We start from the raw sequence: 26,573 nt of genomic DNA, 5'->3' as shown, positions 1-26,573 counted from the left end.
GTTAGAAGGATATTCTCACGCCTGCATAGACGTTGTTGACGATGAAGTCGTCTGGCGTGAACTCAACGTTGTACTGCAACGTAAAGCTCACCGGCGCTTCGTGGCTGATGCCCACAAGGTTCACGCCAATCAAACCCGAGTCACGTCCGGGGCCGATGCCGGTGTAGCTGAACGATTCGCCGCCAGCTGGAACGCCCACGTCAACCGCATTGATCGGGTTCAAGTATTCGTGTTCCCAGAACCCAACCAACTCCGGCACGAACAGCATCGCTGGCGTGTCATATTCATAGGTCGCCCGGAAGCCCAAACGTGAGACGAACGAGTTTCCATTGAACGCGCCAACATCAAGGTTCAAGCTGTCCGCACCCGTCTCACTGTGTGAACCAATCTGCAGGTTCACCCACTGCAGCGCCAGCTGCGGACCAAAGCCCCAGTTGCCCTTCTTGAATTCGTAGCCACCGGTGGCAAGTGTTTGCAGATAAAATCCGGTCGGATCGGACTCAGCAACGCGATCAACGGTACCAAAACGAATGCGCCGGTTGTTCTCATAGAAGTTCACGCCGCCGCCGAAGAGGCCGGAGGCGTAGAAGCCTTGCTCGTTGAACCACGTCATGTACATGCCGGTGTTGATGCTGTTGAACGAGTTGGTGCCTTGGCCGTTGTCAACGGTCACGCCGGTGTTGGAATAACCCACGAATGCGCCTGCTGCGAGTGTGTCGAGCACGCGGTAATCAAAGCCGAAGGTGACGCCGCCGGTGTTGAAGTTGTAACCCGCCTGGCTGGAGGTTGAATCGTAGTCGCCGAAGGTGCCGAAGCCGTTCACCCAGGCGCCCCAGATGTCTTTCTCTGCGCCTGTAAATCGAGCGGTTTCCTGCTGCTGCTCGAGTGTTTCCTGCGCCTGCATCGCAAGCATCATGGCGAACTCAGGGTCTGCGGAATCATTGATGCTGGCGTTGTCGGGTGTGTTAATGTTGAGGTTGTTGGACCAGAGCTTGGGCAGACCGTTACGCAGTTCGTTAAGGCGGCCGTTGAAGTTGTTGTTCTGAACGTCGATGCCTTTGAACGTTGCTTCAGCCTGCGGAACAAGGTAGTTCGGCACGATCTGTTCGAACGCAACGACTAATTCTGCGTCAGTGAGACTTTGAAGTTGTGTAATCACAGTTGCCATATCACCTGTGGGGCTGTCACCGGCGATGCGAGCAAATGCCTCTGCTGCTGAAAAGAGATTACGTGCAGTGACAACATCTGTAAACGGAACTTCAATCAGTTCAATGATGATGTCGTTCGCATTGTATGTTGCTTCGATATTGAATGAGCCAAAGTTATCGAGGATCGTTGCAAACGTGCCGCTCACCCCACCGTCGGCATCAAGAATCGTAAACGTATCGCCATTCACGGGAGAATAACCCCCAAGACCGATGACGTTGAGCGTGCCATCAATGGCAGCCGTACCAGTGACATCAATAAAGTCATTACCGGTACCTGGACCAGCAGTTGAAGCGATCTCCATGTCGTAGATACTGGTGCTATTCAGTGTGAGATCACCGCCGACGAACATGGTGCCGGGGCTGTTGCCTGGCGACATGGTGCCGGAGTTGATGAAGTTACCTGCAAAGTTCATCACACCACCCAACGTTGCGCCACTGGCCACATTAACATTCGCACTCGCCATCGTACCATTGATAATCAACGTGCCAGCGTTGACTGTCGTATCACCGGTATATGTGTTGTTGCTGTTACTCAAAGTGAGGGTGCCGCTACCTTCTTTAGTCAAGCCACCCGAGCCACTGAGCACGCCAGCGAAGGTCGTATCGTTTGTATCGCCAACCGTGAGGGTATTGCTTTGCAGACTCACTTCACCACCAGTAGAGCCCCCACCGGAAAGTGAGCCAATGGTCTCATTACTTCCAAGTTGTAATGTTGCACCAGAGATATCGGCAAATGTCACTGATCCACTGTCGCTGAGCGCATTGCCGCCAGAAGCGATCAAAGTACCCGCTGAAATATTCGTACCCCCACTAAAAGTATTCGTACCTGACAGTGTAAGTGTGCCAGTACCAGATTTTGTCAAGCTGCCATCACTGGAGATAACACCGTTTATTGCCAGATCATTGCTGCCACTGACCGTCAGTGTATTGCCGGATCCAATACTGATCGCATTCCCGATCGAACGGGCATCATCATTTGATTGAATCGCCCCATCGCCATTTACCGTCATGGTTCCGCCACCTAACGCACCGTTACTTCCCAGCACAAGCGTGCCATCAGTGAGCGTCATACTACCACTGTATCCTGCATTATTAATCGTAAAAGTGCCGCTACCCGTTTTAACCAAATTGCCACTGCCAGTGATTGCACCATTTACGGTAAGATCATTCGATCCTGCGATTGTAATGCTGCGTGATGATGTGCCAGTTGAAAGCCCATTCGCGATCGTTATCGAACTTTGCCCAGCACTAAGTGTTCCACCAGTCCCTGAAGTAAGTACCGTGCCAATGCCTAACGCATTGTTATTGCCAATGACAACATGTCCCCCATTAACGAGTTCAACACCACCGCCGAACGTATTACTGCCGTTGAGTATTAACCTGCCTGTACCTCCCGCATCAATCGATCCAGCGCCCCCCGATATAACCCCATCGATAGCCAGATCATTGCTACCAGAGAAGGTTAATGTTTGAAAATTATTGATGGCAATGTTGTTGCTGATTGCGTTTGAATCGTTGTTGGATTGGAATGACGTACTGGACATCGTGATATTGCCAGTGCCAAATGCATTATCATGACCAACAATGACTGTACCTGCACCACTCAGTGTCGAGCCGCCAGTGTAGGTGTTGTTACCGCTGAGCGTGAGTGTACTGCCGCCTGTTTTGGTTAAGCTACCGCCACCACTGATAGCACCCGTTAACGCCAGATCATTACTGCCACTCGCTGTTAATGTATTCCCATTGCCAATATCAATAGCAATACCAATCGATCGCGCATCATCGTTAGATTGAAGCGTTGAATTACCCGATACGATCAAAGCAGAGCCTGTCCCCAACGCATCATCATTCCCCAGCACAATTGTACCCGCAGAAATCTCAGTGTCACCACTAGAACTATTTGATCCGTTAAGAGTTGTAACACCTGTATTAGAGATATTCAATCCTCCGCCTACAGAGGTAATATCACCATTTAAAACAATATCATTACTACCTGTGATGGAAAGGATTTGACTACCCACAATACTAATGCTGTTATCAATCGTTCGTGCATCGTTATCAGATTGAATACCCGAATTAGTAGCTACTGAAATATTCCCTGTCCCAATGGCGTTATCATTACCGAGAATCGTTGTTCCACCTGACAGTGTCGTACCCCCACTAAAAGTATTCGTACCTGACAGTGTAAGTGTGCCAGTACCAGATTTTGTCAAGCTGCCATCACTGGAGATAACACCGTTTATTGCCAGATCATTGCTGCCACTGACCGTCAGTGTATTGCCGGATCCAATACTGATCGCATTCCCGATCGAACGGGCATCATCATTTGATTGAATCGCCCCATCGCCATTTACCGTCATGGTTCCGCCACCTAACGCACCGTTACTTCCCAGCACAAGCGTGCCATCAGTGAGCGTCATACTACCACTGTATCCTGCATTATTAATCGTAAAAGTGCCGCTACCCGTTTTAACCAAATTGCCACTGCCAGTGATTGCACCATTTACGGTAAGATCATTCGATCCTGCGATTGTAATGCTGCGTGATGATGTGCCAGTTGAAAGCCCATTCGCGATCGTTATCGAACTTTGCCCAGCACTAAGTGTTCCACCAGTCCCTGAAGTAAGTACCGTGCCAATGCCTAACGCATTGTTATTGCCAATGACAACATGTCCCCCATTAACGAGTTCAACACCACCGCCGAACGTATTACTGCCGTTGAGTATTAACCTGCCTGTACCTCCCGCATCAATCGATCCAGCGCCCCCCGATATAACCCCATCGATAGCCAGATCATTGCTACCAGAGAAGGTTAATGTTTGAAAATTATTGATGGCAATGTTGTTGCTGATTGCGTTTGAATCGTTGTTGGATTGGAATGACGTACTGGACATCGTGATATTGCCAGTGCCAAATGCATTATCATGACCAACAATGACTGTACCTGCACCACTCAGTGTCGAGCCGCCAGTGTAGGTGTTGTTACCGCTGAGCGTGAGTGTACTGCCGCCTGTTTTGGTTAAGCTACCGCCACCACTGATAGCACCCGTTAACGCCAGATCATTACTGCCTGAAACAGTTAAACCTCCGCTTTGCAAATTAATATTATTACCGATTGATCGCGCGTCATCATTGGATTGAATCGTTGAGTTTCCTCCCACAATAAGAGGACCTGTTCCCAGTGCATTGTCATTGCCCAGTACCGTGGTACTACCTGCGAATAATGTCGTCTCATCATGCGTATTTGAACCATTAAGCGTTGTTGTACCAGTATTTGTGATATCAAGTGTCGCAGCATTACCCGAAATCACGCCATTCAGTATTAGATCATTACTACCAGCGACTTCAAAAATCCTGTTGTCCGCAATGCTGATATCATTACCAATCACACGCGCATCGTCATCAGACTCGACACTTGAATCGGCAACTACTGAAACATTCCCTGTGCCAAATGCATTGTCATTGCCGAGAATTGTTGTCCCACCGGATAATGTTGTTCCGCCTGAAAACGTGTTGTTTGCATTCAGCGTGAGTGTACCACTACCTGTTTTTGTGAGGCTTCCCGTATTACTGATAACACCATCTACAGTGATATCATTGGTCGCATCAATCGCGAGACTGCCCCCATCAAGTCCAATTTCATTGGAGATGGTTATTGAGCTAAGACTGGTGCTGAGTGTAGCTGTACCAGTTCCTGCAACATCTAATCGGCCAGTACCCAACGCATCACTATCACCAAGTTCAATACTGCCGCCATTCAGCAAAAGCGTATTACCGCCATGTGTATTCGAGCCGTTGAGCGCCAATGTACCTGTACCGGTCGCAACAATTCTCCCTGTACTACCTGAGACAACCCCATCCAATGTCAGGTTATTGCTTCCCGAATAAAAAAGTGTACCCCCATTACCAACTGAAAAATTATTGCTAATCGCACGTGCATCATCATTAGATTGAAGATCTATATTATTGACGGTGACATCACCTGTACTAAACGCATTATCATTGCCAAGTACAACAGTGCCAGCTGAAAGCGTCGTACCGCCAGTATATGTATTGTTACCTGTCAGTGTCAGTGCGCCGGTTCCAGTCTTACCGAGTCCACCATCACCGACAATCGCTCCTATCGTCAAATCATTGCTACCACCCATTGTGAGCGTAAAACCATTATTCACATTTATTAGTGTGCTTATCGTTCGTGCATCATTATCAGATTCAAGGGTTGCATTGGCAGAGATACCAAAAGTACTCGTTCCCAAAGCATTGTCGCTGCCAGCAACAATTGTTGCATCTGAATTCACGAGCATATCGCCATTAATTGTATTGTTTCCTGCTAGTGTTAGTGTACCCGTTGTATCAATAACCACGCCCGTAAGCGTGCCTGTAATATCGCCGTTAAGCATTAAATCATTACTGCCACCGATGGTTAAATTACCTGACGTGACATTAATATCATTGTCAATCACCCGAGCATCATCATCTGATTGAATAGTGGAACTGGCCGCGATCGTAAGCGCATCCGTACCGAGCGCATTATCATTACCAAGAATAAGAGTGCCATTGGCGCTAATTGCAGTCCCACCGGTATACGTATTGTCCCCTGAAAGTGTCACTGTATTGGGGCCGAGAAGCTCAACATTCCCTCCGGTTCCAGAGATGACACCAGAGACATCAACACCAGACAAACCATCTATTGCAAGAATGACCCCGCCACTATCGCTAAGATCTACATTACCTGATACAAATATATTCCCAGTGACAGCTTCAAGTGCTAGCTCAGTACCTGTTCCGATCACATCAACATCAATCGTCATCGAGCCAGTTTTTGCGTTTTCAATGATCGTGCCGTCATTAAATGTAAATGAGCCGGTTCCGGTTAGTGTGTAATCGCCGTCCGTACCGCTACTACTAAGGGTGAGCCCATTCATATTTATGTAGCTTAGATCGATCCCGGTTAAGGTGAATGGCGAAGCACCATTACCGGACTCTATAGTGATAACACCATCTACATTAGCCGCGGGCGCAGTGCCTCCTGCCCAGTTACTATCCACGGTCCAGACATTGCTTGTTCCACCTGTGAAGGTTACATCTGCTGCATGCAAAACTGTTGAACTAAGAGCGCATACCGACAGTAAGATCGCTGGATGGCGAATCATATCAATAACCTTATGATAAATATTAAAACTTATATTTAATTAATTGAACCAAACCACTGTTACATAAAAAATTTAAAACAAAGATTATGAATGCTTACCACCTAAACTCGGAAACATAAACGCATAAAGTTTAAATTGTGATCGCCTTTATCCATCCGCGATACGCAATACAATTTTTTAACCATAATTTTACCACTTCGCTCCGCATATGGCACAAGCAATCAATTGAATTAGAGATCACATTTTTTGTAACTGCATACTATGAATTAAGAAAATTCTTAAATATCAAAAGAAACAGCTGATTCAATGAAAGATACATATGACGCTTATAGTATTGTAAGTATTGAGTTGAATAAAATAAGAAAGAATAAGAATCACTTACAGTAAAATTATGTGCTCATAATCTCAATTAAATAAAACCACCCCGTGGACTTGCGATTATAACTGGGGTGGCTCTGATATCTCACAATTCAGTTGTATTAGGCGAGTTTATCAGGCTCGCCTTTTCTTATGCATTGGCATCCCTCCCCTCTTCTGGAATAAGCGGATGGAGATCAAAGCCATACCCTACCCCGTCACATTCTGAATCCGGGCAATACCACATGCCTTCATCTGGATTGTTATCAGGTGATATCCAGATCATTTCGCTTGCAGCGAACATGCGCCCACAGCGAAAACAACGTGAAGGCCGATCATCTATGGGTGAAAAGTGATTTTGATGGAATTTTTGATTGCAAACTATTTTAAAACAGTTACTTACAAATAGAGAATCTATTGTGGTTTTCGCACTATGTTCTGTGCACTTAACATTTCTCACAAGCTCTCAAAGCTTATAGATTAACTAATCTAATCTTTATGTTAGAACATAAAAGCAAATAATATCAAAGCATGTTTTAGAGGAGAAAGTAATGGCCGCCGAACAAAGTACGTTTATCATTCAAATGCTTGATTCTGAGCAACATCCAAGATTACTTGAAGAGAATCTTCCATTATTGAATGATCGTGATTTGTCGCGATTGCGGCTAGAACTTAATAAGCCATTGAAGTTACAACAAGCAATTAGCAAACAGCAAGAAGCCATACTAAAACGCAAACTAAGAATAGTCTTGTCTTATAACGATAATTTACGTACCTGTGGTGTGAATTATTCAAAGATCGCGCGCGAAGAAAAGTTTACAGAGCTACAGGATTATTGGTGCAAGCTTCATTTGCTTACCGCCAGCATTGATTCTCTCAACAGTGGAGGGCAATGTCACGCCATTCCGCTCTGCCTAACTTCAAAGACGTCAGCATCTGGAACGGTACGTCCAGCGTCTTCATGCCCGAACAATCATCCGCTCGCTTGTACGCCTTAAACTCGCGCACAACATCCGGCAACATCACGTCCTCATACGAACGCCCAATCAAATAACCCAATAAAGCATCACGCAAATGCCGCAAGATCGTGAACGATACCGACCGCCTCAGAAAATACCTCGCCAAATTCGACCTCGACTGGAAAACCATACGTACAGAAGCCGGCATATAGCTGCCATGCTACTACTCTTGAAGTGTTACTTCACTCTAACAATCAAATGATAATATCTCTTCAACCTCACAGGCATAAATAAAAATCCGCATTGACGCATCGTGCTGTTTAAGTCACTGTCCCTTCACACCCACGAACATCTGTAACCACTTGTAAGATCATTTCTCGCTCTGTAGGCGGCAAGAATTCAATAATTTGAGCAATCTGAAGCGTCTCTTTTGAGTATGCACCGGATAATGCCGCGCTGGGTTTCTCTGAACCATCTAAATCATTGAAAATATAGTCGTTAGGTACGTTGGTTCGAATCCAACTTCAAAAAACGATAGATTCTGAAAATCAAATAACCAATAAGAACATTCAATATTCATGACAAATATGCTCTGTAGAAACCCCCTGTGAATGTAGATGATATCAATGTTGCGTGTGATGACCATCAACATCATCTCCTGATCACGACGTACATCGCTTCAACATCTTAGACTTGTCAAAATTTCACTTTAAGCATCAATGCAGTGCTTTTAATTAGACTTATTCACCTCTAAACCACGATCATCTAACATTGAAAGCACATCCTGATAATGCAACATATCGCGTGTCTCTAATACCACGCGCACACACACACACGCCACATCGGGCCCGGCGAACATACGATCATGATCAATACACTGTATCGAAACACCCCCCTCACCAAGCAACTCTGTCAATCTCGCCAATCCGCCCGGTCGATCACTGATACGTATCTCCAACGCATGCAATCTGCCATCAGCAGTCATTCCATGCTCGATAACACGATGCAGTGTAAACGGATCAAGATTACCACCACATAACGGCAGCACGACATTCTTTCCCTCTAGTTCACCCTTCAAAGGCCCAAGTAATGCTGCTAATCCAGCTGCCCCCGATCCTTCAACAACTGCCTTCTCCAACTCAAGCAATCGCAATACCGCAAGCGACAACTCACCTTCCGTCACAGTGACAACGCGATCAACGCATTTCCGTGCAATCTCAAATGCACAATCACCAACACACCCAACAGCCAAACCATCCGCAAGCGTCGGTTCTGCCTCAATCATAATCGGCCTGCCCGTTTTCATCGCTGCTCCATAACTCGCAACGCGCTCGGGCTCAACACCAATCACCTCAACCTCAGGCTTCAAAGCCTTCACAACCAATCCGATACCAGCAATTAAACCTGCCCCCCCAATCGGCACAACCACAGCATCAACATCGGACACCTGTTCAAGCAACTCCAATCCGATCGTCCCCTGCCCAGCAATCACATCAGGATCATCATAACCATGAACATACACCATCCCCTTCTGCTCAACTAAGGCATCCGCCTGCTCTCTTGCCTCTCCAAACGACTCGCCAGCCAATATCACCGTTGCACCAAATCGCCTGCATGTTGAAACTTTTATCAGCGGCGCAAACTTCGGCATAACCACTGTTACTGGTATACCAAGACGCTTTCCATGATACGCTAATGCAAGCGCGTGGTTACCAGCCGATGCTGCAACAACACCCCTTTCTTTACCAACTTCACCTAACTTCGCCAGTGCATTGGCAGCACCACGCTCCTTAAAACTTCCTGTACGCTGCAAGTATTCTCTCTTGCAAAACACACTACAACCCGTCAGTTCGCTCAAATAATACGATTCACGACAAGGTGTAAACTGAACATGATCACCTATTCGATCACGAGCTTCCTTTACAGATTCGAAAGAAACCATAAGCAACCTCTTTATTAGTATAAAAACCCTCCGCCCTTGCACTTCGCTTGTAAATATTGATAACTTATAAGTTAATCAGCACAATGCCCGTACAATACTTCTTAACGCAACCACTAATCTAAACCTAATTCGAAATACTGTTTCGCGTTGTTGAAACAAATATTTCGAATCATCCCGCCCACCAGTTCCATATCTATCGGCAACTTGCCTGCACGCATGTCTTTTCCGAGCATGTCACATAACAGTCGCCGGAAATACTCATGCCGCGGATACGACATAAACGATCGTGAATCTGTCAACATCCCAACAAATCGGCTTAACAAACCCAAATTCGACAGCGCGTCAATCTGCCATGTCATCCCCTGCCTTTGATCCAAAAACCACCAGCCCGATCCCAACTGAATCTTTCCCGCCATACTGCTATCTTGAAAATTTCCCAGCATAGACGCAAATACATAATTGTCAGATGGATTCAAATTGTACAAAATCGTTTTTGGCAAAGCCCCTTCAAGATTCAATCGATCCAGATACATCGATAACTTCTTCGCTTGTGAAAAATCGCCAATCGAATCAAAACCCGTATCCGCCCCCAATTGCCCGAAAGCCCTGCTGTTATTGTTCCTCATCGCGCCAAGATGCAACTGCTTCGTCCAACCACGTTTCGCGTCAAGCTGACCAAAGTACAACATCATATAACTGCAAAAACGATCTCCTTCCTCCGCTGTGACAGATCCTCCGCTTCGAGCCTTGTTAAATATTTGCCTCGCTTCTGACTTGTCACAGAAATTTGCAAAACATACCTCAAGCCCATGATCCGACAATCGGCAACCCAACTCATGAAATACTGCATGTCGCATATCAATTGCATTCAATAAATCATCAAACGCAACAATATCAATATCCGCTACCTCACCAAGTCGATCAACCCAATCATTAAATGCCTTTCCATCACAAACCGTCAACGCTTTGTCTGGACGGAATGTGGGATACACCTTTGTCTTCAAGCCAGAACCCGCAAGCGTTTTGTGATGAGCAAGATCATCTGCCGGATCATCCGTCGTACACACGCACCTCACATCAAAACGATCTAAGATCCCCCACGCGCTCATCTCCACGCCTGCCAATTTTTCATTTGCCTGATCCCAAATCCGCTTTGCGGACTTTTCATCAAGCAACTCATCAATATCAAAATAACGCTTCAGTTCTAGATGCGACCAGTGATATAAAGGATTCCGCAATGTATATGGAACCGTCTTCGCCCAGGCCATAAACTTCTCAAACGGTTCCATATCCCCCGTGCAAAACCGCTCCGCCACACCATTACTCCGCATCGCACGCCATTTATAATGATCACCCTCCAGCCAGATATCGTATAGATTGCCAAACCGTTTGTTGCTCGCCAAATCCGCAGGCGGCAAGTGACAATGGTAATCCAGAATCGGCTCGTCCGCTGCATACTGCTCATACAACGTCACCGACTCTTCACAACTCAACAAAAAATCATCATGTATAAACAGCATGACTTATTCACTTTCTTTTAGAAGCGCACACGAGATCAGCATCAACAACCGATCTCATAATTCCCATCCCCAACCCACGCAACTCTGCCAATCCACGCATCCTTCCAATACAAGTGTAACCGGGATTTGCCACCACAGGCTTCTTCAAATCATCCATCATTGTATGACCATGGTCCGGCCTGAACGATAACTCCCAATCCATACGACCCGTCGCCTTACGCCGTCCCTGCTCCTTCATGATCGCAAGCATGATCGCATACATATCCGTCGAACCTTCAAGATGGTTCGCCTCATAAAAATCTCCGTTTCCCAACCTCTGTACACTTCGTAAATGCACCGCATTAATCCGCGAACCAAATCGCTCAACCATCGCCGGCAAGTCATTCTCAGGTATCGGCCCAAACGATCCACTACAAAAACACAAACCATTCACTGGACTATCTACCATCGCAAGTACATCTGCCAAATCTTCTTCCGTACTCACGATCCGAGGCAAGCCCATAATAGGATACGGCGGGTCATCAGGATGCACAGCCAATCGCACACCCGCCTCCTCCGCAGCAGGTACAATCTCCTTTAAAAACAGCTTAAAATGCTCTTTCAGCTTCGCGCGATCAATATCCTCATACACTGCCAACATCCGCCGCACATCCTCAATCGTAAAGCCCATTTTACAACCCGGAAACACATCAATCACATTACGCTCAAATGCCACCCGCTCTGCATCATTCATCCCCTCCCAAAACGTTTTCGCATCCTCAAGCTGCCGCGCCGTGTAATCCGCTTCCGCTTCCTCACGCTTTAACATGTAAATCTCAAACGCCGCAAACCGTGCCTTGTTGAAGTACAAACACTCCGACCCATCTTCTAACTTATAAGTCAAATCCGTTCGCACCCAATCAAGCACCGGCATGAAGTTGTAAATCACAACCTTCACATCCTCAGCACCCAAATTCAAAAGCGACTGCTTATAGTTCTCGATATACTTTTTATAATCCCCCGTCTGTGTTTTAATATCTTCATGCAACGGCACCGATTCAACCACCGTCCACTTCAACCCCGCCGCTTCAATAATCGCCTTCCGCTCACGGATATCCTCACGCGTCCACAACTCTCCATAAGGAATCTGATGCAGCGCACTAAACACCCCAGACGCGCCAGCCTGTCTGATATCCGACAGACTCACCGTATCATTCGGCCCGTACCAGCGAAAATTCTCCTGCATCATCGGTAGCGTCATCACACAATCTCCTGCCTGTCACACACCCGAGAAACTTGAAAATCCACCATCAACCGGTATCACTGCTCCTGTCACAAACGCCGCCGCGTCACTCAACAAATAGTGTATCGTACCAAACACCTCATCTGTCTTCCCAAACCTTCCAAATGGCGTTTTATTAATAACCGCCTGCCCTCTTTCCGTATAACTCCCATCCTCATTTGTTAACAATCTCAAATTCTGTTGACTGATAAAGAACCCCGGCGCAAGCGCGTTTACCCGAACCCCATCACCGTATTTACTCGAAAGTTCGACAGACATCCAAGTAGTGAAATTGTTAATCGCGCCCTTTGCGTTGGAATAGCCTGGAACACGCGTAATCGCAGCCGTTGCCGTCATTGAAGAAAAGTTCACAACACAGCCACTCCGTTGTTCCGCAAACGCCTTCGCAAAAACAATCGTCGGCAACACCGACCCCATCAGATTCAAATCCACAACACGACGATAATCTTCCACATCAATATCAAAAATCGTTTTATCCGGAGGCACCGTCGCCCCCGGCATGTTTCCGCCAGCCCCGTTAATCAATCCGTCAATCCGCCCATACTTTTCCATCACCTTCTCATACACACCCTCAAGCGTTTCCCGCTCCAGCACATTACAAGCAAACCCAATCGCTTCTCCATCCTTGCCTTGAGCTTTCTCAATCATCTCATCAACCTTCTCTTGACGAAGATCAAGAAACACAATTTTCGCGCCCTGTTCCACAAGATACAACGCTGTCTCACCCGCAAGCACTCCACCCGCGCCCGTTACAACGTACACCCTTCCCTTGATATCAAATAATTCATTCACAACTTTAGGCATGTTCGTTCACTTTCTATTTGTTCCGCCTAACATTTAACTTTTATTAAGCGCTTCTAAATGTCTCACAAAATGCTCGCGCAAAACCTCACAGTATGTATCCTGATGCTCGTCCAATATCTGCTTCACAACTCGTCCCAAATCTGGATCTGTCAAAATTGAACCAAACGTGCAATGTAAAATCTGACGTCCCGGCTTCGTAAAACCCTTCAAATCAGGCACATTCTCCCAGTGTTCCAAATATTCACTCGCCAGTTCATGATTATCGCTAATCTCATCCTCTGGCTGCACGCTCTTTAATGTCGCAGATACATGATACGTTGCACGATCCGTCTCATAATGCTCACGAGCAAATCTCACGATCTGGCGAAAATCGTTCGGTGAGTGAATGGCAACCACTCGCAACGCCTCTAAAAAACTCGTCCCCGCCGTCTTTACATGAAACATGCCCTCTGTGGTGCGATTCAATAACGGATAAATCGAAACCTTGTCTGAACCTGAATGCAGCGACAATTTATACGGCCCAAGTCGCTTCGCTATCGCCGCGTGTCCGCGCATGCTCTCTTCTAAAGCCGCCAAGTCTCCCTTGTAATCCACGCCTTTTTCTAGTTCACCAATAAAACGTGGAGCCAAACTCACCACAGGCAAGCCTGACTTCATCAGCCGCTCAGCAATAATATAATGCTCAACCCAAGTCGTCGGTTGATCCGTTTCATCCACGCTTACTTCAAGCTCACACGCCCGCCCCGCCTTCTTACTCTGCTCAACGATATACTGTCCGAGTTCGATCGCGACATTGATCGCGCGGCCATATTTTACTGCCGCACGCATCACACTTTCATCATCAAACTTAATATCCACCCCATCACAAATCTCAATGGTTTTATCTACATATGCTTCAATCCATGACACTTCATCACGGATCACCTCAAAACGCGCGGCCAATTCTTCTTTAACATAGCGATCAGCTTTTTGATCGACATGATCTGATGGATCAATCGTAAAAAACACAAAGCCTGCTGCTACGGTTAAATCAACATCATCTTTTGTCTTCAGGTGATCAGCATCTGCTCCCCATATATCCGAATACCCCGCTTTCTTTAAGCCAACTCGCGCATCCCGCATCACCGTCTCGGCGCTCCGACTCGTTCGTGTCATCTCACGAATCGACTGCTGTGCAAAAATCCCTTTGATTCCAGCACCAGCCTCTTTTAATGCCGCCACGTGGCCTTGCGTCGCCATTCCCAAACGGTCACCAAATCCAAAACTCGGTGCCAATCCCAGGATCTGCGGCTGCATAGCTCCCCCCAATGACGTTGATTCAACAACCATAGCCTTTCCCTTCGTGATTTCTCAGGTTAGGATGATATATTAATCATCCTCTGTTTTTTCAATTCTTTTATGTAGGTTCATCAACGGGTACTCCCCGATTGATCGGAATCTATAGCAACCAGTTGTTCAATGTCTTCGTCATCTTCAACTTCTTTGAATGAGAGATCTTCGGCATTAATGTGACCGAGGACGCGTCCATCGTCATTAACATTGCGTTTGAGAGTCGCAAGACGCCGGAAGAGTCGACGCAAGTCCCATGCGCCACCGATAGAAAACCAGACGCTCGTGACTGTACCAATGACGAGGGTGAGACCGATGTTGACGTACCAGAAGTAATTCGCCCAACCGACAGGACCGAATGCAAAATACTTAACCAGAACAGTGTTGCAGAGAACCGCAAAAATCCAAACGGCGAACAGCAACATACTATAGGCGAAGACACTAACCGAAAGGATTTTATCGCCGCGAGTGAATTGGTCATCAAAGCCTAGCAGGGTATTCTTCCAGTTCTTCTTAACACCGTGTTCGCACTCCGGACGAGCTTCGCGATCTTCTTCACGCATATACTTGCCGCGATGGAGCATGCGGTCGAGGTTGAAAGGTTCTTTGCAGGTTAGCAGGGAAACCGTGATGTACAAGAAGACCGCTGAGCACATGGTGATGAAATAAATTTCTTGTCCTGATATGGGGCACTTGTCGGGTGTTACTTCCCATTCAACGAATGGTAGGATACTGCCGAGTGATTCGAGTGTGGTGGTAAGAGAGGCGAGGAAGCCAGGCATCTCTGAGCTGAGGAAGGGGTAGATGTAACCTGCCCAAGATTGGGTGAGTATGAAGCCGAGGACCGCAAGCGATGAACCGGAAATCATCGCAGCCCATGCACCAGCGGAGGTGCCGCGTTTCCAATAAAGTCCACCCAAGATGACTGCACCAGCACCACCAAGATAAACACTGCCGGTGAGTGCGAAGAACATCAATATGTAAGTGACTTGATTAAAGTAGAGCGACCAGAAGAATGCGAAAAACGCCACCCCCGCAATACTGAAGCGGAGCAGCCACATCTGCTGTTTTGGTGTGAACGGCTTCTTGCGGAGCGGCAAAACAACATCCTGCACAAAGATCGTGCCCCATGAGTGCAGATAAGTCGTGTCGGTACTTATAAGCAGGAAGACCATGACGGCGCAGAACGCGCCAACAATACCAACCGGGAGGATGTGCCGGAGTGCGATAGGCACAAGCATCTGTTCACGGATTTGGTTGGTGGATGCTTCGGTGGCAAGGTTGATTTTTTGATGTAGTTCCTGCTGCACCGCTTCGGCGCCTGTAGCGAAGTCGGGATGGTTCATGTAGGTGAAGGCGGCAGCTGCAAGGAGGATGACCATGAGAACGGAGAAGCCGGTACGCCACGTACTAAGAACGTTGCCCATCTTCTGTTCGTGAGGAGATGCCGCTGCAGCTTTGTAGCCTTGTCCACCTTGCCATGAGAGCATGTTGTAGATACTGCCCATAAGGCCGACGATAACATAGAAGACGTTGAATTCTTTGAGTTTCCCTGTGTCAAAGGGATCGAACATGCTTTCGCCAGGCGGGCGTGCTAACATCGCATCCTGCATTTGATCCCAGCTGAAATACGCAAGAATGGTGATGGTAATGGCGGCATAGAGAACATAGCTAAAGATACCAGCAACACAGTCCGTGACCATGGTCATGATTTGACCGCCGATGAGAACAATGGTGACAGCCACTGATAAGAAACAGGCCATCACTAATCCGAAGGTCGGGAACTGCAGGCCTAAGATAGAAACAGTTTCAGGGAGTTCGCAGAAGTAAATCAGGAAGCGCCCACCAACTGCAGGAAAAAGTGCATAATTGATGACGCCGCTGACCCATGCAAGAATGCCTGCGAAGATACGGAATTTTTTTGAGTAACGGACTTCAAAATACTGGGCCATGGTCATGGCGCGTGTTTCACGATAACGATAAACCGCAAAACCGGTAAGTGCAATGAGAATGATGATGGGCTTGTTGAGCATACCCCAGAATCCGATTGCGAAACCGGACTTGTAGTACATTTCACATAGCGCGACAACCGTAATAAGACCTAGTCCAGCTTCACCGGAAGCAACGGCGACAACATACCGTCCTGCTACACGTCCACCTACAAGGAAGTCGCTAACTCCTTTGACGTATTTATTAACTTGCAAGCCAATAAACCCGACAACAAGCAACGGCACAATACAAATAGCCCAGTCAATCCAGTGCAATTGAATAGTCCTTTAAATGAAGTGATTACCGAACGCATTCACGAGTAAGATCCGCAATCTGAACAGACCTACCTGTTTCGATCGCTTTATTTGCAGCCACACCAAGCAAAATCGATGAAGCACCATCATGATGGTTTGCATCACGTTCAAGCGGATCATCTTTTGCGTTTTGGTTGAAAATACGATCTAACAGAATGGCATCGCCACCACCGTGCGCACCTTTGCCCTCTGGTATCTCAAGCTCTTGTGCAGGCTCAAACATTTTTTGAAGACGTATATATTGCTCACCTTGATACTGCTGAGCAGCAAGCTCTTCTTCAGACTGACCTGCAATCAAATGACCTGCCCCGCGCCCGAAATATTCAATCTGCCCCTTGGTTCCGGTGATCGTGATTCGTTCACCTTCCCACGGACTGTATGCTACAAGCGTGTAGTTAAGCTGCGTACCGTTGGTATAACGCGCAATGACAGACATGGTATCTTCCGAAGTGATGGGCCATTTTTCCTCGCCACCAAACACATTACGGTCACGGATGTAACCAGAGTCTTCCTCAGCATCCAGATAAATTGTTTTAAGCATGTCATCGCGGAGATCTAGACCAAAACGATCTGACATCGGGTTTTCTAAATCTTGATAACGCTCAAAATCGTATTGCTCGCCACGCGCTTTCGCATTTTTCTCCCCATAGAACGACAAATCACCCATCGCAAAAACAGTTTCAGGATGTGCACCAATAATGAAGTTCACTAAATCAAAATGATGCGTAGATTTGTGTACGAGCAATCCACCGCTGTAACGCTTTTCCCTGTGCCATCGACGGAAGTAATCTGCGCCGTGGCTGGTATCTAGATACCATTGGAAATTGACCAGCGTTGGCTCTCCGATTTCTCCTGAAGCAACCACCTCTCTGAGCTTAGAATACGTGGGCATATAGCGATAGTTGAATGTCACACGAACATTCCCACTGGTACGATCAACCGCATCTAGAATCTGTTGAGCCTTATCTTCATCGATGGTCATCGGCTTTTCGGTGATGACATCACAACCAAGTTCAAGCGCGCGGATGATGTACTCATGATGCGTAACATCAACCGAGGTGACAATGACAGTTCTCGGCTTAGTCTCCGCAATCATGGCATCAAATTGATCTGCCATGAAGGTTTGTACCGGCGGCGCCTCATATGTTTCAGCGATAAATTGATTCCATGTCGCCATCCGTTGAGAACTAATATCACATAAACCAACCAACTCAGCCTGATCTGCATAGCTGCCGTAAATTGCATCTATAAACATTCTACTGCGGCCACCTGCTCCGACTAACGCATACCGATGACGATCCATAATATCACGCGCTCCAATTTACTTGTGATCTATAAACTACAGTTTGGTTTGAGGCGTAAACCTCAATTTAGATGTTAGTAAGTCGGATCATTTAAACTATAACAAAGCCACGCAGACGCTTGACAATTCCGCGCATGATTGAGATGCTTGTAAAATAATGCTTATCTACATTGCACACGGTAAAAGACGTTATCATCAACAACCGGTTATTCCCCATCCAAGAAATGCATGGGAATTCCAAGCGGTTCTAAAAGGCAGCATTTGTCCTGTAATACCTGGACGTAAGACGTCGGTGTCACCCCGTCGCCTTTGGATCTTTCCACCAAACCATATTCATGGCTGGACAGGCATCCCCAAAGAAGAAGCATGTGTAGGTGTTGCCCATTTCGATCATGTACCACATGTGCTTCACGACGCAGTAAATGGCAGCGATGGTGTATCCATCTCACTATCCATATCTTTGGCGAAGCATTTAACAAGATCGTTTTCAGAACTTGAAGAGCACACAATAAAACGTCATGAACATCTGGATTTGCGTGCCCAACACTTACTACTTGAACTAACACTTCTCGTGCTTGATGATTTGAAAATTTCAGATAAAGCTCACATAGATCACGCAAAAACACTGGTACAACGATGCATGGGCTGGTATGCAGTTAATATTACCGATCGACCAACAGTCGATGATATGGCCGAAGCTCATGGCTACTCTGCTAGTCAACTCAGACGACTATTTGTACAGTCTGGCGTTTCATCACCGTTTAAAGCGATGCACCTCATTCAATTAGAACGTGCAAAGTACCTGCTCAATAATACAGATGAATCACTTTCACGCATTGCATACTTAAGCGGCTTCGCATCACTGTCTGCTTTCTCAAGGGCGATCAAGCATATGACTGGCATCTCGCCCTCTGATCTTCGTGGGCAGCAATAATGAGGTCATACTTACAGCATTGACTACAAGGTTGCTTGATAAAATTGTGCCTAAACTAATCACACATTAGACGACTATGTTTTGACAACCATCAACGATTACGACACATTTACCAATCACATAGCCATTCATACCATCTAACAATTTAAAGCTATGCTCTAATCTTGATCAATAATCATCAAACCTTGTTGATACAGATCCGCCAGGTCAACATCACGACTTTTCGATGCTTTAATCAAACGAGCTGCTTCACTACCATCATTCTTTTTCTGCAAAGATTGAATCAATCGATAATCCTCCCAACCTTCACGTGCCGCTTCCGAAGCACGCGTGGGTATCGGCCCTGCTGGACCGGGATATACAATCTGATAATCCGCAGCATTACTGTTAGTTGCCAGATCGCGATCGCCGTCAATCCAAGCACTACCGCGCGGCCGTGAGTAAGAATAGTAACCCCAACCATCCCAACCCCGACGCATCGCTAGCCATGGCAAGCGACGGTAAAATAGTACATTTTTCGCGCGTTCACTCTTAGCATGCTGTGAAGCCACTTGATAAAAAGCATTCGTCGGCAAATCGATATCAAACAACTTTCCGCTTTTCGGGTAGTCGATCAACAACATACTCGGCGCAGACACATCGATATATTGGTCATACCACCCCTTTAATCCATCGTAGACCACAGGATCTTTTGCTGCCCCCTGCCCGCCACCAATCCAGAAAATAGGATTGCAATACAGCTGAAAATCTGGATCAATTTGTTTGGCCAGCTTCGCATAAGCCGCAAATGCAGCAATGTTATCACGATCTGGCTCATCCCAAAGTTCCCCGAACCATTGGTTGTTATTTAAACCAAGTGATTTAGCCCGCTCAACAATAAACGTTAGCCGCTTGCGTACAGCAGCCTCATCTTCATCCGTAATATTGTTAGGATCGAGCTTGTTGGTAAAACCACGATCAATATGGCTCCACGGCAAAATATAGTCATAAAAAATCGCATGCCCCCGCTCACGAGCCAGGGCATTGATTGTTCCTGGTTCTGGGAGCCCCCTCCAAACGCTAATTCCAAGTGATTGCTTATAATCCACTTCTTTTACCTGACGATCCATTGAGCTAAAGGGAAACGACTTGGTCGTTTCACTCCAACTATGCACCCATGCTTTCGCTTCAGGTAATACTACATTACACACGTTAACTCGAATCGGCAGGCTAACGCCCTCATCAGTGCTAAGTGTCGCTCGATACACACCCGGCTGTGCACCTTGCGTATGCACTTCAAGCCATATCACCGCGGCACCTGCCGGATTTAGTATCAAATCAGGAAAATGTGCAATACCATATCCATTGGCCAGATACTGATGCATCCAATCTGCATCAAGCAGGTCTTCTCGAGCAAACAATGGCCCAATCCCCACACCATAACTTTTTGACGCAATGGCACCCCCAACCCTGATCACACCATAAACCTCATCCACTGGCTTATTGTCTTCCAAGCGTGTAAATCCTGAAAGCGCAACTTTCGTATGCAATGGCTGCTGGTCATTCGTATTGACCAGAGCCAATGCACGCGGTTCAATTTCGTTACGTGCCATTGATATCTGTACATCTGATAACGGATCGGGCAAGATCGGCTCATGCGTTAGTCGGTCCCAAGTCGCTAACTCACCCCACACTGCCGACGCTTGACCACTCTCTCCCAATCCACGTCGCCACGCCCAAAATTCGGTAAGTGGAAATGCAGTCGACTCAACACCCGGGATTGATATCGCTGACGGTGTATCTGCAATAGACGACAAGACAACCGGACGATATGACGGTGGCACAACAGTTGGTTCAACCTCCGCTTCTCCCCAAGCAAAAAACTGATTCAGCTTTGTAGGGCCTTCTGCTGCTTCAATTTTAATACGCAGATACTGAGCTTCGGCGACCTTATCAAAAACGATGCGCCGCAACGACCAGACAGAATCCTGTAGCTTTTCCATAGGATATTCTGCGACCACCTGCCACGTTTCATCATCTTGCTGACGCATGGCAACTTCTATCGAAATATGTTCGCTTTGTGACATTAAATCAACTTCGTTAAAGCGACACATTCTCTGGAAATCAAACACAACTACCAATGGTCCCTCAGAAACACCAACGGATAAATATGGATCGATCCATCCGCTTTGGGTTGCTTCCCAGCTTGGCGGCACCGGTGGGCGCATACCAATCCCATTAAGCAAACGCCTCCCGAATGAACCAGACTCATTGCGCCATAAATCCGCAGGCACATCCGGCTTCGGCTCATAGGTGTATGTAACACCTGTTACGATACGTTTTCCCCAGAAAGACTCATTATCAGATAGCAATTGCCCAACAGGGCGTGACGTGACAGTGCCATCCCACCAGCGAACCTGAAGACCTTCCGACGCATCGATTTTCGCCGCAATTAACAACATGAATAAAGAAACTGTAAACGCAACCAATTGCTTCATATCAAATCCTTAAGAACATATTCCTACCACTGCATCGTGTGGGCGCCCCACAGTGTCACACTGAATTCTGTGTCGTCTGCTTTCTTCCACGCAGCGTGACCATCAAGGTAGGCAACATTCATGCCATCGACATGATTGTTTGGTAATAAATTAACCCCGCCACCAAAATCAGAAAACCATCGCGAACCAAAGGTATGCCAAACCCCTGTATCTTCCCAACCATCAATCACCGCAGCTTGCCGGCTTGGAACATCGGCCTCGTCATTCGACATATCCAACCGCGGAACCGTGGTCCCATGCGAATCGGGATAACTAGATGGCGGCCAACGATGAGAGTAACTTGGCCATCCGTACCAATTCCCCAGACTATTTAAACGATTTCCTAAGGAAGCCGGTAATCGATATGTGGTACCGATGATATAGTCAGCATAATTGACATAACCAGGTTCGATTTCTGTCTGAGATGGGCATAGCAACACTTCCAATGCCCCCGCATTATCACTACCGGTATTTGGTTTTACTCCGTGACCAAAATACAGGCGAATTGAAGCGTTTCCCGAAACCGACTCCCCATCAATCCGATCGTAATAAGCTGAACAAGTCCCCCAATCTGTCATTGGGAACCATCCCTTTTCGTCACCAGCATACATCAACTGTGCCATAACCGTTTGACGCATGTTGGAAGCGCAGCGAATACGCCTGCCTTGCTCGCGAGCAGTTTGCAATGCCGGAAGTAGTATGCCAATTAGCAATGCAATAATACTGATCACGACAAGGAGTTCGATCAAAGTAAAGCCATATCGATTTGAACCATCCCTCCATGGAATGGTCCAAATCGAATAACTACATCCATGATCCATTTTATGTCGCTCACTACAAATTGATGCGCTCATCACAAATCTCCATGGGTGTTGGCAATTACAACAAAGTTATAAAACGACAGTTCAACGCGATACTTAATATCGGCGCATCATCAACCAACCTAAGACTGCACCAGTAATCCCTAAACTGCCGGGCTCCGGTACGTCGCCGAATTCACCTTCAATCTCCAAGACACCGAAGTAACCAAAATCTGACACTGCAGAAATATCGAGTACAATATAGCCATTGCTGTCGGCCAAGACATCATCGATTGAGACCTTCTTCTTGACATTGTTAGCTGCATCAAGCGTTACGGCGTTGTGCCCAGCAATATCAACCTTAAATTCACGATTGGGAGGAGAGCCTGAAGCACGCGAACCAAAGAAAGTCAAGTCGTAGGTTTCTCCTGCCACTAAACCTTCGAGACGAATCTGCGCAGCATTATTCTTCGTAACAAAGAATGAATCACGCTGAGCCGTAGAAGCATACACATCTTTCGCCACAACGCCGCCTGCATTTACCGCTGAAAAATCATCTGTCACATTCAAGTCAACCGTCGTCGCAACACCAGCATCCGTGATGGCATCAGTAACACGAACACCAATCCCGCCGGTACCGCCGTCAGCCTTTTCCTGAATACTGTGAACGTTATTCCAATTACCCGTCGTGCGAAGGTCACTGATACCCGTATCACCACGGCCAAAATCAAATAAAATCACATCGGCTGAAGCCGTTGTATCTATACTCAAAAATGTACACATTACAATTGTAGATATAACACCAAATACTTTTTCCCGAGCATCAATCACGCTACGTCTCCTTATAGAAATGACAGAAAGTAAGCTGTCGCGTCATCATTGTGATGGCACGGCAGCAGTCGATTCACGAACAATCAAACCCGCCGGCTTCACTTGCGATTCAAGAACCTCCGGCACAATCGGCTTTTGATCAATAAGCTTACAAAGCACTTCCGACGCAATACCGCCGGCGTGAGCAATATCAATATCAACTACGGTCAGAGGCAGCCTTACAGTCGGCGGCGCTAACACATCATCCCAAGATACCAGCGAAACATCTTTGGGAATCTCCAAACCCAAACAATCGAAATAATCCATTACCAAGGGAACAAAATCATGCGCACCACAAACCAATGCCGTGGGTCGCTCATCACCAACAAACACCCGATCTAGGGCTTGACGAATCTGCTCATGATCTCGGGATTTCGTTACGTTGAGCCAGCACACTTCAAACCCTGCGTGCCGACGAGCATAAAGCTGCATGCCTTCATGCTGTTCCTGACAGGCAGCAACATGTCGCCCAGCGTTTAACAATGCAACACGACGATGCCCCAATGATGCAAGATGTTCCGCAGCCAACAGGCCGCCGCCGATCATGTCAACACGCACTCCCATCAACTGATCGCCAGCACAATGTTGATCCATCCACACCACAGGTAACTGTTTAGCTAAGGCATGAACCTGCAACGCCTCAGCCTGATGAGCCAGCACCACCATCCCGTCATAACTCGACAGATCAATTGAAGCGAGCCACGACGCATCAGACTCGTTAGCACGACGCCGATTCATCGCAATGTAATGAACATGGTAGCCTGCGGTTTCTAGTGCCGACTGAATTCCCGACAAGCGTTGACTCATCACCGGATTAGCGAAATGATTCGTGTCATAAAGCAAGACCGCCACTGTCCAAGTTTTTCGCTCCGTGCGCGACGCGACGAATCGGCCGCTACCACGCTTACCTTTAATAAGACCTTCCCGCTGAAGTTCTTTCACCGCCTTCTGCACAGTCACCGCACTCACTCCCATGCGGCGAGCTAAGTCGCGCTCGGTTGGCAATCGCTCCCCCTCCGCCACCTCCCCATCACGGATCTTCTGGCGAAGCTCCTCAGCGATCTTAGTAAACAGCGGCGGCTGCTTACCGATCTGACTGCCCGCTTGTTCAACGACCTCTTCCATAGATGAATAGTTTACTCAAAACAGCCTCCACGTCAAGTACACCAGTGAACTTTATATAAAAACATTTAAAATTCTACAAAACGCTTTTTTTAAGTGTTTTATATGTTAATTTGCTATAGTATTACACTATTGCAATTGATTTATTTTCCCAAAATCCATATTATTTCCATATAACACTAGTTAACTTAACACAATCCAACCACCCTCTCTCGCGACCCATTTACTTCAACACCAAAAAAACAAAGGACCGATGTGAACCCTGACCAATACACACAAATGATGATGCGAGACAATGGACGCCAACAACTCAGCTTCAGCGCAACAGACTTGCCCGCACTACAGTTATGGCAACAGACTCTACGCAAGAAGCTACGAGAATCACTGGGGATTCATTCAATCACTTCACGATGCCACACAACACCGGGAACCGAACTGCTTGAGACTGTTACGCTGGACGATCATGTTCGCGAGGATTGGCGAATCGAAAGCGAACCGGGCATCGTGATTCCCTTTTATCTACTGCGCCCACTTGGGCCCCCAGAAACCCGCCCACTGGTCATTACTCCCCACGGCCACAGCCGCAACCATCGCCACACCTATGCTGGCGCGATCCCAAACGACCCCGAGGTAATCGACGGTGAACGTGATATAGCCCGGCAAGCCGTGCGCGAAGGCTATATCGCTATCGCCCCTCAAGCCCGCGCCTTCGGCGACAACCGAAGCGACAAAAACCAGAAAAACAACAGCGTTAGCTCTTGCGCCGAATGGCAACACAGATCACTCATGTTTGGCCGCACACTGATCGGCGAACGTGTATGGGATACGATGAAGTTAATCGATTTCGCGCTTGCCAACAAAATGGTCGATCCGCAGCATATCATGCTCACTGGCAACTCCGGCGGTGGAACCACAAGTCTGTTTACAGCCGCCATCGATGAACGGGTAACATCGGCTGCGCCATCGTGCTACTTTTGCACTTTCGCGGACTCGATTGGCGCAATGGAGCACTGCGCATGCAACTACATCCCTGGGATATTGAATTTAGCGGAAATGTCGGATATTGCGGGCTTGATTGCACCTCGCCCACTTTTGATCGTGGCCGGTTTACACGACCCCATTTTTCCAATCCATGCAGTTCGCTCATCATTTAAGAAATTAAAAGACATCTACACTCTCGCAGGCGCCCCCGATAAGTGCCAGCTATACATTGGAAAAGGCGGACATCGCTATTACAAAAAACCGGTTTGGTCATTCGCAAAAGAACTGTTCAATTCAACAACGCTTACGAATATCAACAAGTAAAACTGCCTTCAATTACCTTGCTTTGCTTGTCATTTAGAAAGATACATACATGCGAACCGGCCCCTTCCCCGGCTCAATCATAATGACCGGCATCCCATCAGGCGTCGATATATTAGCAGATCCACAACACCTCCTAAAATCAAGCGACCAACTCACCGTCACAATCCAAGACATCGGAGCATTATCTAATCATGCAATATCCGAACCAGAAAGCTGCAAAATCATGCCGTGTAATTATTGACGCTTTGCAAGGATTTAAGAGCACTCACCTGCACTTCATAGCAAATTTTCTACGAATCTCTGAAGCCGTTTCAGAACCATTTCTCGCTCTGTAGGCGGCAAGGATTCAATAATTTGAGCAATCTGAAGCGTCTCTTTTGAGTATGCACCGGATAATGCCGCGCTGAGTTTCTCTGAATCATCTAAATCATTGAAAATATAGTCGTTAGGTACGTTGGTTCGAATCCAACTTCGCCCACTTCATGAACCCTATGCACAAGCATGGGGTTATTTTTTGCCCAAACAGGCAAACCTTGTATCACTTACCGCAATCGATATCCATTTCCCTTCATCGCATGGCTCATCTAAAATACGCCAATGCCACATACCTTCGACTCATCACTACTGGACATCCTTGTCTGCCCACTCACCCGCTCACCGCTGACTCTCGCGCCCGACGGCAACCACCTGCTCGCACAAAAGGGTGGCCTTCAATATCCCATTCGAGATGGCATGCCCATCCTCCTGCCCGAACAAGCACTTCTCCCGCTTGGCTGCACCTCTCTGGACGAGTTCAAAGCCAAACATAAAGATATTATTCCCGAATAAATTACGTTCTAACCACCTGTTCATTTCATCAACTCGAC

General features: G+C 47.1%; 17 protein-coding genes. 5 read left to right on the top strand and 12 right to left on the bottom strand.

Annotated elements, in window-relative coordinates; all coding sequences use genetic code 11:
- Position 1: 1 nt before the first annotated feature.
- Positions 2–6,361, bottom strand: coding sequence for an autotransporter-associated beta strand repeat-containing protein (locus ACQ6WK_RS17500; RefSeq protein WP_432798684.1), 6,360 nt, complete (start codon positions 6,359–6,361; stop codon positions 2–4).
- A gap of 908 nt (positions 6,362–7,269) precedes the next feature.
- Between ACQ6WK_RS17500 and ACQ6WK_RS17495 the strand changes: the two genes are divergently transcribed.
- On the top strand, positions 7,270–7,716 hold the full coding sequence (locus tag ACQ6WK_RS17495; RefSeq protein ID WP_432798683.1) for a hypothetical protein: 447 nt from the start codon (positions 7,270–7,272) through the stop codon (positions 7,714–7,716).
- A gap of 691 nt (positions 7,717–8,407) precedes the next feature.
- Here the strand turns inward: ACQ6WK_RS17495 and ilvA are convergent.
- The 7 genes from ilvA to ACQ6WK_RS17460 all read right to left on the bottom strand — a co-directional run bounded on the left by ilvA (position 8,408) and on the right by ACQ6WK_RS17460 (position 18,160).
- Positions 8,408–9,619, bottom strand: a complete 1,212-nt coding sequence (gene ilvA / locus ACQ6WK_RS17490) for a threonine ammonia-lyase (RefSeq protein ID WP_432798682.1) — start codon at positions 9,617–9,619, stop codon at positions 8,408–8,410.
- A 113-nt stretch (positions 9,620–9,732) separates the two neighbouring features.
- Complete coding sequence (uxaC, locus tag ACQ6WK_RS17485; protein WP_432798681.1) at positions 9,733–11,139, bottom strand: glucuronate isomerase; 1,407 nt, start codon at positions 11,137–11,139, stop codon at positions 9,733–9,735.
- A gap of 7 nt (positions 11,140–11,146) precedes the next feature.
- The gene (gene uxuA, locus ACQ6WK_RS17480; protein WP_432798680.1) at positions 11,147–12,379 is read right to left on the bottom strand and encodes a mannonate dehydratase; all 1,233 of its coding nucleotides are present in this window, start codon (positions 12,377–12,379) and stop codon (positions 11,147–11,149) included.
- 18 nt (positions 12,380–12,397) lie between these two features.
- Positions 12,398–13,213: an SDR family oxidoreductase gene (locus ACQ6WK_RS17475; protein ID WP_432800418.1), complete on the bottom strand. Its 816-nt coding sequence runs from the start codon at positions 13,211–13,213 to the stop codon at positions 12,398–12,400.
- A 45-nt stretch (positions 13,214–13,258) separates the two neighbouring features.
- Positions 13,259–14,521, bottom strand: a complete 1,263-nt coding sequence (locus ACQ6WK_RS17470) for a tagaturonate epimerase family protein (protein WP_432798679.1) — start codon at positions 14,519–14,521, stop codon at positions 13,259–13,261.
- A 113-nt stretch (positions 14,522–14,634) separates the two neighbouring features.
- Complete coding sequence (locus ACQ6WK_RS17465; protein ID WP_432798678.1) at positions 14,635–16,818, bottom strand: sodium:solute symporter family protein; 2,184 nt, start codon at positions 16,816–16,818, stop codon at positions 14,635–14,637.
- Between the two features lie 25 nt (positions 16,819–16,843).
- A complete protein-coding gene (locus ACQ6WK_RS17460; RefSeq protein ID WP_432798677.1) occupies positions 16,844–18,160 on the bottom strand; it encodes a Gfo/Idh/MocA family protein in 1,317 nt (438 codons plus the stop codon).
- Between the two features lie 157 nt (positions 18,161–18,317).
- On the opposite strand from ACQ6WK_RS17460, the gene ACQ6WK_RS17455 reads away from it, so the two are divergent.
- Complete coding sequence (locus ACQ6WK_RS17455; protein ID WP_432798676.1) at positions 18,318–19,094, top strand: AraC family transcriptional regulator; 777 nt, start codon at positions 18,318–18,320, stop codon at positions 19,092–19,094.
- A 158-nt stretch (positions 19,095–19,252) separates the two neighbouring features.
- On the opposite strand, the gene ACQ6WK_RS17450 is transcribed toward ACQ6WK_RS17455, so the two are convergent.
- The 4 genes from ACQ6WK_RS17450 to ACQ6WK_RS17435 all read right to left on the bottom strand — a co-directional run bounded on the left by ACQ6WK_RS17450 (position 19,253) and on the right by ACQ6WK_RS17435 (position 24,405).
- Positions 19,253–21,571: a hypothetical protein gene (locus tag ACQ6WK_RS17450; RefSeq protein ID WP_432798675.1), complete on the bottom strand. Its 2,319-nt coding sequence runs from the start codon at positions 21,569–21,571 to the stop codon at positions 19,253–19,255.
- Between the two features lie 23 nt (positions 21,572–21,594).
- Complete coding sequence (locus ACQ6WK_RS17445) at positions 21,595–22,464, bottom strand: type II secretion system protein (RefSeq protein ID WP_432798674.1); 870 nt, start codon at positions 22,462–22,464, stop codon at positions 21,595–21,597.
- Positions 22,465–22,527: 63 nt separating this feature from the next.
- A complete protein-coding gene (locus ACQ6WK_RS17440; protein WP_432798673.1) occupies positions 22,528–23,241 on the bottom strand; it encodes a PEP-CTERM sorting domain-containing protein in 714 nt (237 codons plus the stop codon).
- 45 nt (positions 23,242–23,286) lie between these two features.
- Positions 23,287–24,405: a LacI family DNA-binding transcriptional regulator gene (locus ACQ6WK_RS17435; protein ID WP_432798672.1), complete on the bottom strand. Its 1,119-nt coding sequence runs from the start codon at positions 24,403–24,405 to the stop codon at positions 23,287–23,289.
- 276 nt (positions 24,406–24,681) lie between these two features.
- Between ACQ6WK_RS17435 and ACQ6WK_RS17430 the strand changes: the two genes are divergently transcribed.
- The 3 genes from ACQ6WK_RS17430 to ACQ6WK_RS17420 all read left to right on the top strand — a co-directional run bounded on the left by ACQ6WK_RS17430 (position 24,682) and on the right by ACQ6WK_RS17420 (position 26,535).
- The gene (locus ACQ6WK_RS17430; protein WP_432798671.1) at positions 24,682–25,707 is read left to right on the top strand and encodes an alpha/beta hydrolase family protein; all 1,026 of its coding nucleotides are present in this window, start codon (positions 24,682–24,684) and stop codon (positions 25,705–25,707) included.
- Positions 25,708–25,756: 49 nt separating this feature from the next.
- The gene (locus tag ACQ6WK_RS17425; RefSeq protein WP_432798670.1) at positions 25,757–25,948 is read left to right on the top strand and encodes a fumarylacetoacetate hydrolase family protein; all 192 of its coding nucleotides are present in this window, start codon (positions 25,757–25,759) and stop codon (positions 25,946–25,948) included.
- Positions 25,949–26,304: 356 nt separating this feature from the next.
- A complete protein-coding gene (locus ACQ6WK_RS17420; RefSeq protein WP_432798669.1) occupies positions 26,305–26,535 on the top strand; it encodes a Trm112 family protein in 231 nt (76 codons plus the stop codon).
- Positions 26,536–26,573 lie beyond the last annotated feature (38 nt).

This window comes from Poriferisphaera sp. WC338, from assembly GCF_050931845.1.
GTDB lineage: Bacteria > Planctomycetota > Phycisphaerae > Phycisphaerales > Phycisphaeraceae > Poriferisphaera.
The sequence above is the reverse complement of the archived record's forward strand: the minus strand, read 5'-3'. Positions and strand labels throughout refer to the sequence as shown.

Bases quoted from the DNA above. Each gene is read 5' to 3' on its own strand.
- uxaC (WP_432798681.1), bottom strand. From the start codon at position 11,139: ATGCTGTTTATACATGATGATTTTTTGTTGAGTTGTGAAGAGTCGGTG.
- ACQ6WK_RS17470 (WP_432798679.1), bottom strand. From the start codon at position 14,521: ATGCAGCCGCAGATCCTGGGATTGGCACCGAGTTTTGGATTTGGTGAC.
- ACQ6WK_RS17425 (WP_432798670.1), top strand. From the start codon at position 25,757: ATGCGAACCGGCCCCTTCCCCGGCTCAATCATAATGACCGGCATCCCA.
- ACQ6WK_RS17455 (WP_432798676.1), top strand. From the start codon at position 18,318: ATGCTTATCTACATTGCACACGGTAAAAGACGTTATCATCAACAACCG.
- ACQ6WK_RS17445 (WP_432798674.1), bottom strand. From the start codon at position 22,464: ATGAGCGCATCAATTTGTAGTGAGCGACATAAAATGGATCATGGATGT.
- ACQ6WK_RS17500 (WP_432798684.1), bottom strand. From the start codon at position 6,361: ATGATTCGCCATCCAGCGATCTTACTGTCGGTATGCGCTCTTAGTTCA.
- ACQ6WK_RS17435 (WP_432798672.1), bottom strand. From the start codon at position 24,405: ATGGAAGAGGTCGTTGAACAAGCGGGCAGTCAGATCGGTAAGCAGCCG.
- ACQ6WK_RS17495 (WP_432798683.1), top strand. From the start codon at position 7,270: ATGGCCGCCGAACAAAGTACGTTTATCATTCAAATGCTTGATTCTGAG.
- ilvA (WP_432798682.1), bottom strand. From the start codon at position 9,619: ATGGTTTCTTTCGAATCTGTAAAGGAAGCTCGTGATCGAATAGGTGAT.
- ACQ6WK_RS17450 (WP_432798675.1), bottom strand. From the start codon at position 21,571: ATGAAGCAATTGGTTGCGTTTACAGTTTCTTTATTCATGTTGTTAATT.
- ACQ6WK_RS17420 (WP_432798669.1), top strand. From the start codon at position 26,305: ATGCCACATACCTTCGACTCATCACTACTGGACATCCTTGTCTGCCCA.
- ACQ6WK_RS17460 (WP_432798677.1), bottom strand. From the start codon at position 18,160: ATGGATCGTCATCGGTATGCGTTAGTCGGAGCAGGTGGCCGCAGTAGA.
- ACQ6WK_RS17430 (WP_432798671.1), top strand. From the start codon at position 24,682: ATGATGATGCGAGACAATGGACGCCAACAACTCAGCTTCAGCGCAACA.
- uxuA (WP_432798680.1), bottom strand. From the start codon at position 12,379: ATGACGCTACCGATGATGCAGGAGAATTTTCGCTGGTACGGGCCGAAT.